This window comes from Streptomyces sp. W16 (assembly GCF_033194735.1).
In the GTDB taxonomy this organism is placed as follows: Bacteria; Actinomycetota; Actinomycetes; order Streptomycetales; family Streptomycetaceae; genus Streptomyces.
In genome coordinates this window covers 1-11,060 of record NZ_JAWOAI010000340.1, presented here as the reverse complement: position 1 = coordinate 11,060, position 11,060 = coordinate 1, and the positions used below count along the sequence as shown (strand labels likewise).

The following is an 11,060-nucleotide window of genomic DNA, read 5'->3' as shown; positions in this document are numbered from 1 at the left end:
GCGCCGGGCGAGCGTCCGGTGCGGGGGGCGGGGACGCCAGGGGCGGAGGGCGAGCGTCCGGCCCGGAGGACAGGGGCGGAAGGTGAGCGTCCAGCACGGTCGGCACGGGTGACGGGTGAGCGTCCGGTGAGTGGGGCGGGCGAGTCTTCGGGCGGTGCGGGAGGAGAGTCTCCAGCTCCTGCGGGGGGAGAGTCTTCGGCTCGTGCGGGGGGCGAATCTCCGGGCCGTGGTGCGGATGTCGGTCCGGTCCGTGAGGGGGGTGAATCTGCGGGCCTTGCGGGGGACCGTCCTGTACGCGCGGTGGGCGATCGCCCTGTGCGGCGGGCTCGTTCGGCTTCGGAGGGGTCGGCGAGTCAACAGGGGACGGGCGCGACAACCCCTCGCCGGTCGCGCAGCGCGAGTGGCGGCTCGGTGTCGCAACAGGCACAGGCCCAAGCCCAGGTCCAAGCTCAGGCCCAAGCCCAAGCCCAAGCCCAGGCCCAGGCGCCGTCACCGGCACCTGCGGTGGACCCGTCACAGGAACCGGCACCAGCACGAGAGGGCAGCACCGCCCAGCCCCCCACCGCACCCCGCAGCGCGGACGTGCCGTGGCACAACGCCGTCCCAGCTTTTGACGAGCCCGAGCCAGAGCGCGAACCCGAGCACAAGTCCGAGCCCGAGCCCGAGCCCGAGCGCGAACCCGGGACCGAGGCCGAACTGAAGCCGAGCCCTGCCAAGAGGCCGGCCGCCGGACCGTCAGCCGAAGCCGACTCGCCTGCAGCCGGGCCGGACTTGCCGACAGCCGAGCCGGACTTGCCGGCAGCGGATCCGGACTCGCCCGCACCCGAGCCCGACTCGGAAGCAACTGCACCTGACTCGGGCGCGGTTGAACGGCCCGATTCGCCCCCAACCCCCGACGACCCCACCCCCCAAGACCCAACCCCCGACACTCCCGCAGGAGGCCCGCAGTGAACGACGCGTTCGACGTCGCCCTGCGACTCCTGATCGTCTTCGTCGTCTTCCTCACCTTCCCCCTCATCGTCGGCCAGACCGAGCACAAGGTGATGGCCCACATGCAGGGCCGCCTCGGCCCGATGTACGCCGGCGGCTTCCACGGCTGGGCCCAACTCGTCGCGGACGGCGTGAAGTTCGCGCAGAAGGAAGACATCGTCCCGGCGGGCGCGGACCGCCGTATCTTCCAACTCGCCCCCGCCGTCGCCCTCCTCCCGTACCTCCTCGTCCTCCTCGCCATCCCCATCGGACCGGGCGAGGGCGCCGTCGGCCAGGTCCTGGACGCGGGCATCTTCTTCGTCCTCGCGGTGATGGGCGTGGGCGTCCTCGGTTCTCTCATGGCCGGCTGGGCCTCCGCCAACAAGTTCTCCCTCCTCGGCGGCCTCCGCACTGCCGCACAACTCCTCGCCTACGAACTCCCCATGCTGCTCACCGCCGCCTCCGTGGCGATGGCAGCCGGTACGGTCTCCCTCCCCGGCATCCTCGACGCCTTCCACTGGTGGTGGCTGCCCTGGCAGATCGTCGGCGCGATCATCTTCTTCGTGGCGGGCCTGGCCGAACTCCAACGGCCTCCCTTCGACATGCCCGTCGCCGACTCCGAGATCATCTTCGGCGCCTACACCGAGTACACCGGTCTCCGTTTCGCGCTCTTCCTCCTCGCCGAGTACGCCGGAATCGTCGTCCTGTGCGGCCTGACCACCGTCCTCTTCCTGGGCGGCTGGCACGGCCCCTGGGGCGCGGACGGCTTCGGCTGGGTGTGGACCCTGCTGAAGACCGCGCTCCTCGCCTTCGTCGTCATCTGGCTCCGCGTCACCTATCCCCGCCTGCGCGAGGACCAGCTCCAGAAGCTCTCCTGGACCCTCCTCGTCCCCCTCTCCCTCGCTCAGATCGCCCTCACCGGCATCGTGAAGGTGGTGTTCCTCCAGTGACCCCGTTCCCCGGCTCCGGCCTGGCCAAGGGCCTGGCCGTCACCCTCCGCACGATGACGAAGAAGACCGTCACCGAGCAGTACCCGGACACCCAGCCCGATCTCCCGCCCCGCACCCGCGGAGTCATCGGCCTGTTCGAGGAGAACTGCACGGTCTGCATGCTCTGCGCCCGTGAGTGCCCCGACTGGTGCATCTACATCGACTCCCACAAGGAGACGGTCCCTGCGGCGGCCCCCGGTGGCCGCGAGCGCAGCCGCAACGTCCTCGACCGCTTCGCCATCGACTTCTCCCTCTGCATGTACTGCGGTATCTGCATCGAGGTCTGTCCTTTCGACGCCCTGTTCTGGTCCCCGGAGTTCGAGTACGCCGAGACCGACATCCACGAACTCACCCACGAACGCGACAAGCTCCGCGAGTGGATGTGGACCGTCCCGGCCCCACCCGCCCTCGACCCCGGCGCGGAGGAGCCCAAGGAGATCGCCGCGGCCCGCAAGACCGCGGAGAAGCTGGCCGCAGCTCAACCCAGCCAGTCGGCAGCTCAACCCAGCCAGTCGGCAGGTCAGACCAGCCAGTCGGCAGGTCAGGGCGGCCAGACCGGCGAAGCCCCCCGGGCTACCGAAGACGCACAGGCCGGGCAGGCACCGCATGCAGCTCAGGCACCGCACGCCGGGCAGGCACCGCAACCCGAGCAGCCCACCCGGCCCGCCGAGCACGGGCCCGCCGAGTCGGCCTCGCCCACCGACCCGCCGGAGGGACAGTCGTGACCCTCGCCGAAACCATCACCGCCACCGCCACGGCAACCCTCGCCGCCACCCACACCCGCGGCTTCCTCTCCCCGACCGGCGTGGAGATCGCCTTCCTCTTCGTCGGCCTGGTCACCTTCGGCGCCGCCCTCGTCACCGTCACCACCAAGCAGCTGGTGCACGCCGCCCTGTGGCTCGTGGTGGCTCTCGGGGGTCTCGCCGTCGAATACCTCCTGCTCACCGCCGAGTTCATCGCCTGGGTGCAGGTCCTCATCTATGTCGGTTCCGTCGTCGTCCTCCTTCTCTTCGGTCTGATGCTCACCAAGGCCCCCATCGGCCGCTCCCCGGACGCGGACTCCGGCAACCGCTGGGCCGCCCTCACCGTGGCCGTCGCCGCCGCGGCGGCCCTGGTGTGGGTCGTCGTCGACGCCTTCCGCGCGACCTGGATGGACCTGGACGGTCCGGCCGCCGGCTCCACCGCGGTGACCGGCGCGAGCCTGTTCCAGAACTGGGTCCTCCCCTTCGAGGCCCTCTCCGTCCTTCTCCTCGCGGCCCTGGTCGGCGCGATCGTCCTGTCCCGTAAGTCGAAGGCGGAGTCGAGCTCTCCCCCTGTGAACTCCCGGCCCGCGACCGGTAGTTCCCCATCCGTCCCGGATTCCCGTAATCACACGATCGGGCGAAAAGGAGTGGTTGAGGGCAACGGCCCCGCCGCCCTGAACAACTCGACCGAGCAGGAAGGAGCCCGCTGATGCACCTCGTCTATCCCGCCGTGCTCGCCGCCCTCCTCTTCTGCACCGGCCTCTACGGCGTCCTCGCCCGCCGCAACGCGATCCTCGTCCTGATGTCGGTCGAGCTGATGCTCAACGCCGTCAACCTGAACCTGGTCGCCTTCGACGTCTGGCTCAGCCGGACCGCCGAGGACAAACTCCACTCCGGCCAGGCCCTGACGCTGTTCACCATTGCCATCGCCGCCGCCGAGATCGGCATCGGCCTGGCGATCGTCCTCGCCGTCCACCGGGCCCGCGGCACCTCGGACATCGACAAGCTCCGCGACACCGCCGAGGGCCACGAGACCGACGGCCCTGACGGGTCCGGCGACTCCGCCAACCCCCACGGCCCCGACAGTGACGGCACCGAGCCCCCCGCGGCCGAGAAGGCTGAGGCCACCGCGTGACCACGACCACCCTCGCCGTCCTCGTCCCCCTCCTTCCGTTCCTGGGTGCCGCGGCCGGCCTGCTCCTCGGCCGTACCGCCCCCGGCTTCGTCCGCCCGCTCGCAGTCCTGCCGACGCTCGCCGCGCTCGCGCCGGCCGTGATCGTCGCCGTACGCCAAGGCGGCAACGCGGCGATCGACTCCGCCACCGAGCTCACGCCCACCGGCTCGGTCCCCGTCGAACTCGCCCTGCACATCGACGGCTTCGCCGCCCTCGTCGCCGTCCTGGTCGGCTTCGTCGCCACCTGTGTGCAGATCTACTCGACGGGCTATCTGCGCGACGACCCGCGCTACCCCTCGTACGCCGCCCTCGTCTCCCTCTTCACCTCCGCGATGCTCCTGGTCGTCTACTCCGGCGACCTGATCGTGCTGCTGGTCGGCTGGGAAGTCATGGGCATCTGCTCCTACTTCCTCGTCGGCCACTACTGGGAGACCCCGGAGGCCCGCGCCGCCTCCATGAAGGCCTTCCTCGTCACCAAGCTCGGCGATGTCCCCTTCCTGATCGGCCTGTTCGCACTCGCCACCGACGCCGGGTCCTTCCGCATCACCAAGGTCCTCGACACCGTCGCGAGCGGCGGGCTGCACCACCCGACGCTGATCGCGCTGCTGCTTCTGGCGGGGGTGGCGGGCAAGTCGGCGCAGTTCCCGCTGCACACCTGGCTGCCCGACGCGATGGCCGGCCCGACCCCCGTGTCCGCGCTGATCCACGCCGCGACGATGGTCGCCGCCGGTGTCTACTTCGTCGCCCGTCTCCTCCCGGTCTTCGAGGCGTCGTCGGCCGCGATGGTCGTCCTCGCCGTGATGGCCGCCGTGACGATGGCCGGCTCGGGCCTCGCCGCGCTCGCCCAGGACGACATCAAACGCGTCCTCGCCTACTCGACGATCGGCCAGCTCGGCTACATGACCGGCGCCCTCGCCGTCGGCGACCGCGGTGCCGCCGTCTTCCACCTCCTGTCGCACGGCGCCTTCAAGGCGCTGCTCTTCCTCGCGGCCGGCGTGATCATCCACGCCTCCGGCACCAACTCGCTGGCCGCCATGTCCCGCATGGGCAACCTGCGCGCCCGCGTCCCCGACGCCTTCTGGACGATGACCGTGGCGCTCCTCGCGCTCGCCGCGATCCCGCCGTTCAGCGGCTTCTTCTCCAAGGAGTCCGTCCTCGGCGCCGCCGAACACGCGGCCACCGAGCACACCTCGCACATCCCCGGCGCTGCGGGCTGGATCGTCCTCCTGGCCGGTCTGCTCGCCGCCCTGCTCACCGCCGCGTACGCGACGCGCCTGTGGCTGCTCGCCTTCCACGGCCGGGGAGTTGAGGCTCCCGACCACGGCAGGCAGCCCGTGGCGATGAACGCCGTGCTGTGGGTGCTCGCCGTTCCGTCCCTCGCCCTCGGCGGGCTCGCCTACCGCGTGCTGCCCGGCTGGTTCGACGGCCGCGACCTCACCCCGACGCTCACCACATCCGTACTCGGTACGGGCGTCGCCCTCGTCGGCGGCATCGTCACCTACGGCGCCTGGCGGCAAACCACCGCGCTCGCGGCCCGCGCACCGATGGGTGCGGTCGCGGCCCATCCGGAGGGCGACGCGGGACTCGTAGAGGCTGAGGCCATCGCGAGCCACACAGCCGTCTACGGAGACGTGGCGTCGGCACCCGACCCGGCGGACCCGGGCCGCCTCCTGCTCGGCCCGCTGCACCGCCACGCGGCCTCGGGCTTCCACCTGGACGCCGTCTACGGGGCCCTGTTCGTCCGCCCCGTGATGGCGGCGGCGAGTCTCGTCAGGTTCCTCGACCGCGAGGTCGTCGACACCTACGTACGCGGCGCGGGCACTCTGCCCCGCCTCCTCGGAGCCGCCGTACGGCGCGCCCAGACCGGCAATCTGCAGACCTATGTGAGCGCGCTGCTCGCCGGCACCGTCGTCCTGACGGTCGCCGTCCTCCTCGTCGCCACGGGAGCGTGAGCAGGCGTGATCGATATCAACGAGTCCGTGATGCAGGTCCTTCTGGCGTTCGTCGTCGTCGGCCCGCTCCTCGGCGCCGTCGCCGCCCTGGTGCCGGCCCCGCCCGGACTGAAGGGGAAGTCGCCCGAGCAGGCCGTACTACGGCACGGCGTCACCGTGACCGGCGTGATCCTCATCGCCGCGATCGTCCTCGCGCTCGGCTTCGACCACGACCATCCGTCGAAGATGCAGGCCACGACCGACATCAGCTGGATCCCCGCACTCGACGTGCGCATCCACCTCGGCATCGACGGCATCTCCCTCCCCCTCCTGGTCCTGACCGCGCTGCTGACCTTCCTCTGCGCGCTCTACTCCTACTTCAAGATGCCTGCGGGCCCATCCCCGAAGGCATTCGTCGCCCTGATCCTCGTCCTGGAGTCCGGCACCCTCGCCACGTTCGCCGTCCTCGACCTGATCCTCTTCTTCCTCGCCTTCGAGACCGTCCTCATCCCGATGTACTTCCTCATCGCCCGCTGGGGCGGTGCCCAACGGACCCAGGCCGCCTGGAAGTTCATCCTCTTCACACTGCTCGGTTCCGTCGTCATGCTGCTCGGCCTGCTCCTGATCGGAATCAAGGCGGGCACATTCGACATGGTGGCACTCGCCACTGACAACGGCCGGTCGCTGACCACATCCGTGCAGGTCATCGCCGTTCTGGCGGTCGGGATCGGGCTGGCGGTCAAGACGCCGATGTGGCCGCTGCACAGCTGGCTGCCCGACGCCCACACCGCCGCCCCGACCGTCGGTTCCGTCCTGCTGGCCGGCGTGATGCTGAAGATGGGCACGTACGGGTTCGTCCGCATCCTGCTGCCGATCGCGCCCGACGGCATGCACACCTTCGCGCCCTACCTCGCCGCCTTCGCCGTCGTCGGGATCATCTACGGCTCCCTGGCCTGCCTCGCCCTCGCGAAACAGGGCGCGAAGGGCGACCTCAAGCGCCTCATCGCCTACTCCTCAGTCGGCCACATGGGCTTCGTCCTGCTCGGCATCTCGACGATGACCCCGACCGGCGTGAACGGCGCCCTGTTCGCCAACATCGCCCACGGCCTCATCACCGGCCTCCTGTTCTTCCTCGTCGGCGCCCTCAAGGACCGCACGGGCACCACGGACCTGGACACCCTGGCCGAGGAGACCGGCGCAGCCCTCTACGGCAAGGCCCCACGCCTCGGCGGCCTGCTCGCGTTCGCCGCCGTCGCCTCGCTCGGACTGCCCGGACTCGCCGGATTCTGGGGCGAGATGCTGGCGCTGTTCGGCGCATTCAAGCCTGCCGCCGACCTCAGCCGCCCCGCGTTCCTCACCTTCATGGCGATCGCGGCCTTCGGCACCCTGCTGACCGCCGCCTACATGCTCGCCGTGGTCCGCCGCGTCTGCATGGGCGCCGTGGCGCAGGAAGCGCCGAAGCTCGCCGACGTCCACACATACGAGTTCGCGGCCTGGACTCCGCTCGTCGTCCTCACCGTCGCCGCCGGCCTGTGGCCCAAGGCACTCCTCGGCCTCACCGACCCGGCCGTGCAGCAGCTCCTCTCAGGAGGCACCCGATGAGCGCCCTGGCCCAGCCCCTCGCGGAGTCGATGGTCCAGTCCGTCGACTGGCTCGCGATCGCACCGCCCACCATCACGGCGGTCGTCGGCCTGGTGGTCCTCGTCGCCGACCTGTTCCTCCAGGACGCGAAGAAGGCGCTCCTGGGCTGGGTGTCGGTCGCGGGCCTGGCCGCCTCCGCCCTGATGCTGCTGCCCCTCCTGGACGGCGACCGCGCCACCTTCTGCCTCACCGGCGACGCGACCGCCTGTAGCTATACGGCGGACCGCTTCACCCTGGTCATCCAGTTCCTGGTCCTCGGCGGCGCCCTCCTCGCGGCCCTCCTGTCGATCACCACTCTGAAGGACGCCAACAAGGGACTCCCCGAAGGGGAGTACTGGTTCCTGCTGCTGTCCTCCGCCGCGGGCGCCGCCCTCCTGCCCGCCTCCCGCGACCTCGCGACCCTGATCGTCGCCCTGGAGGTCGCCTCCCTGCCCGCCTTCGCTCTCGTCGGCATCCGGCACGGCGACAAGAAGTCCGCCGAAGCGGCCCTCAAGTTCTTCCTGTCCTCGGTCACCGCGACCGCGGTCAGCCTGATGGGCGTCAGCTTCGTGTACGCCACCACGGGCACCCTGTACCTCACCGAGATCGCCGACCGCATCCAGCACGTCGACGGCCAGTTCCACACCCTCGCGCAGACCGGCGTAGTCCTCACCCTCATCGGCTTCGCCTTCAAGACGGCCGCCGTCCCCTTCCACTTCTGGGTACCCGACACCTACGTAGGAGCGCCCCTCCCGATCGCCGCCTACCTGTCGGTCGTCGGCAAGGCGGTCGGCTTCTCCGGCCTGATCCTCGTCACCGTCGTGGCCTTCCCCTCGTACGCCGACGTGTGGGGCCCGGCGCTGGCCGCGCTGGCCGCTCTCACGATGACGGTCGGAAACCTGGGTGCTCTGCGCCAACAGGCCACGCGCGCGTACAGCGCGGTACGGCTGCTCGCCTGGTCCTCCGTCGGCCAGGCCGGCTACCTCCTGGTGCCGATCGCCGCCGCCGCGTACTCCAAGGACGCCCAGAAGCCGATCGGCTCCACCGTCGCCTACGCCCTCATGTACGCCGCCGTGAACCTCGGCGCCTTCGCGGTGGCCGCACTGGTGGGCCGTAGCAGAGCACTGAACCGCATCAGCGACTACCGCGGGCTGTACGCGTCGAACCCGTTGGCCGCCCTCCTCCTGGCCTTCTTCCTGCTCTGCCTCGCCGGACTGCCGCCGGGTGTCATCGGGCTCTTCGCCAAGGTCACCGTCTTCTCGGCGGCCGTCGACGCGGGTCTGGGCTGGCTCGCGGTCGTCATGGCCGTCAACGTGGTGATCGCGCTCTTCTACTACCTCCAGTGGACGGCGCTCCTGTTCCGCGCACCCGAGGGGGAGCACGGCACGCACCGCGTCCCCGCCCCCCTCACCGCCGCGCTCGCCCTCACCGGCGCCCTCGGAATCGCCCTCTCCGGAGCACCCCAACTGGTCCTGCGCTTCGCCGGCACCGGACTCTTCTGAGCCACCGGCACATACCACCGTCCTCACCCGGACGGCCCACACCCGGCGTCGTACGCACAAGGGAACTAGTGGCCCTCGCCTGGCGTTGACCAGTGCGGAAGGGTCCACTGGACGTGGCACCACGACACCAGTGGCATCAGAGATCAGCAAGCAAAGGGTTCCCCTGCTGCACGATTTTGGAGGGCGTACCGTGCACCGCCGGCACAACGGGCTCAGGACCGCAGTTCTCCTCGGGGGACTGTCCGCACTCATCATCGTCATCGGCAGCTTCTTCGGCCGCATGGGGCTTGTCGTAGCGGTCGTGATCGCGCTGGGCACGAACGCGTACGCGTACTGGAACAGCGACAAACTGGCGCTACGCGCGATGCGCGCCCGCCCGGTGAGCGAGTTCGAGGCCCCCGCCCTGTACCGCATGGTCCGCGAGCTCTCCACGCAGGCCCGCCAGCCCATGCCGCGCCTGTACATCTCGCCCACGGAGGCACCCAACGCCTTCGCCACGGGCCGCAACCCGCGCAACGCCGCCGTGTGCTGCACGGAAGGCATCCTGCGCATCCTGGACGAGCGCGAGCTGCGCGGAGTCATCGGCCACGAGCTGAGCCATGTCTACAACCGCGACATCCTGATCTCGTCGGTCGCCGGCGCCCTCGCCTCGGTGATCATGTTCCTGGTCAACTTCGCCTGGCTGATCCCGATCGGCCGCTCCAACGACGACGACGGACCCGGCATCCTGGGCATGCTGATGATCATGATCCTGGGGCCCCTCGCGGCCAGCCTCATCCAGTTGGCCATCAGCCGCTCCAGGGAGTACGAGGCCGACGCGTCCGGCGCGCAACTGACCGGGGACCCCCTCGCCCTCGCCAGCGCGCTGCGCAAACTCGACGCGGGCACGAAGCAGCTTCCGCTGCCCCCGGAGCCCCGCATCGAGACCGCGAGCCACATGATGATCGCGAACCCCTTCCGTCCGGGCCAGGGACTCTCCAAGATGTTCTCGACACATCCGCCGATGGCGGAGCGCATCGCCCGGCTCGAGAAGATGGCAGGTCGCCCTCAGTGAAAACCATCCTGAACGTCATTTGGCTCGTCCTGAGCGGCTTCTGGCTGTTCCTCGGGTACCTGTTCGCGGGCGTGGTGCTGTGCATCACCATCATCGGCATCCCGTTCGGCATCGCCGCCTTCCGCATCGGCGTCTACGCCCTGTGGCCCTTCGGGTACACCACGGTCGAGCGCCGTGACGCGGGCGCGGCCTCCTGCGTCGGCAACGTCCTGTGGCTGATCCTCGCCGGCTGGTGGCTGGCCCTCGCGCACATCGTCACCGGCATCGCCATGTGCATCACGATCATCGGCATCCCGTTCGGCATCGCCAACTTCAAGCTGATCCCGATCTCGCTGTTCCCCCTGGGCCGCGAAATCGTGCCCACGGACCAGCCGTTCGCCACCCGCTGACGGGATCGACCGTGGTGGGGGCGCCGAAGTACGTCCTGCTGTCGTACGACGAAGGCTCCGAGTCCGCCGGCGAGCACGGGTACGAGCAGACCTGGGCACTGTGCCAGGACGCCGACGACCTCTTCGCCGACCCGCCCCCACCCACGCGGGAGACCTACGAACTGCTCGGCTGCGCGCCCGAGGGCGAACTCGCCGCAGCCCTCGCACGCGCGCGTGCCGACGGTTCGGCGCCGCTCGGCCTGCTCACCCTAGAGATCCTCGACAAGACCGGCACCGGCGCGGGAATGGAGGGGGACTGGTGGCTGGAGGACGTACGCGTTGTCGGCGACCGCCCCTGCGCGCGTGACCTGTCCCTGAGGGACGTCACCGTCGAGGGGCGACCGTCCGACGACAACCCCTACGACTACCCGCACTGCCCGCCCCTCTCCCCGGGCTACCGGCTGCTGGGCCCGGACGGTGAACCCTGGGGCGGCTGCCGGGACTTGGCCCATCCCCAGGAGGACCGTCCCGAACCGCTGGACCCTCCCGTGCGCCTGCTGGGCTGTTCCCCGCGCGGCGCGCTGCGGGCGGCCCTGGACAGCGGGGACGAGGACCTCGGCCACGCCAAGGTGCTGCGTATCGACTCCACGGGCCGGCCCCTGCAGCCCGCCACCGAGGGCGAGTTGCGGGCCTGGATCCCGTCCGCGCGC

General features: G+C 70.4%; 9 protein-coding genes and 1 pseudogene. All 10 read left to right on the top strand.

The features are described from left to right. Positions 1-947: 947 nt before the first annotated feature. A complete protein-coding gene (locus R6V09_RS34565; RefSeq protein WP_317885412.1) occupies positions 948-1,919 on the top strand; it encodes a complex I subunit 1/NuoH family protein in 972 nt (323 codons plus the stop codon). Further along, positions 1,916-2,683, top strand: coding sequence for a NuoI/complex I 23 kDa subunit family protein (locus R6V09_RS34560; protein ID WP_317885411.1), 768 nt, complete (start codon positions 1,916-1,918; stop codon positions 2,681-2,683). Before R6V09_RS34565 ends, R6V09_RS34560 begins: the two co-directional genes overlap by 4 nt. Continuing rightward, a complete protein-coding gene (locus R6V09_RS34555; RefSeq protein WP_317885410.1) occupies positions 2,680-3,411 on the top strand; it encodes an NADH-quinone oxidoreductase subunit J family protein in 732 nt (243 codons plus the stop codon). The genes R6V09_RS34560 and R6V09_RS34555 overlap by 4 nt, the downstream gene beginning before the upstream one ends. Beyond that, positions 3,411-3,836: an NADH-quinone oxidoreductase subunit NuoK gene (gene nuoK / locus R6V09_RS34550; protein ID WP_317885409.1), complete on the top strand. Its 426-nt coding sequence runs from the start codon at positions 3,411-3,413 to the stop codon at positions 3,834-3,836. Before R6V09_RS34555 ends, nuoK begins: the two co-directional genes overlap by 1 nt. Continuing rightward, entirely contained in the window at positions 3,833-5,827 is a 1,995-nt protein-coding gene (locus R6V09_RS34545) for an NADH-quinone oxidoreductase subunit 5 family protein (RefSeq protein WP_317885408.1), read from the top strand. Before nuoK ends, R6V09_RS34545 begins: the two co-directional genes overlap by 4 nt. A 6-nt stretch (positions 5,828-5,833) precedes the next feature. Continuing rightward, a complete protein-coding gene (locus R6V09_RS34540) occupies positions 5,834-7,408 on the top strand; it encodes a complex I subunit 4 family protein (RefSeq protein WP_317885407.1) in 1,575 nt (524 codons plus the stop codon). Then, positions 7,405-8,928, top strand: a complete 1,524-nt coding sequence (locus R6V09_RS34535) for an NADH-quinone oxidoreductase subunit N (RefSeq protein ID WP_317885406.1) — start codon at positions 7,405-7,407, stop codon at positions 8,926-8,928. The genes R6V09_RS34540 and R6V09_RS34535 overlap by 4 nt, the downstream gene beginning before the upstream one ends. A 190-nt stretch (positions 8,929-9,118) precedes the next feature. Further along, positions 9,119-9,982, top strand: coding sequence for a zinc metalloprotease HtpX (gene htpX, locus R6V09_RS34530; RefSeq protein ID WP_200715187.1), 864 nt, complete (start codon positions 9,119-9,121; stop codon positions 9,980-9,982). Then, positions 9,979-10,371, top strand: a complete 393-nt coding sequence (locus tag R6V09_RS34525) for a YccF domain-containing protein (protein WP_317885405.1) — start codon at positions 9,979-9,981, stop codon at positions 10,369-10,371. Before htpX ends, R6V09_RS34525 begins: the two co-directional genes overlap by 4 nt. A gap of 11 nt (positions 10,372-10,382) precedes the next feature. Beyond that, positions 10,383-11,060: pseudogene (locus R6V09_RS34520) on the top strand (barstar family protein); the annotation flags it as partial.

Bases quoted from the DNA above. Each gene is read 5' to 3' on its own strand.
- nuoK (WP_317885409.1), top strand. From the start codon at position 3,411: ATGCACCTCGTCTATCCCGCCGTGCTCGCCGCCCTCCTCTTCTGCACC.
- R6V09_RS34535 (WP_317885406.1), top strand. From the start codon at position 7,405: ATGAGCGCCCTGGCCCAGCCCCTCGCGGAGTCGATGGTCCAGTCCGTC.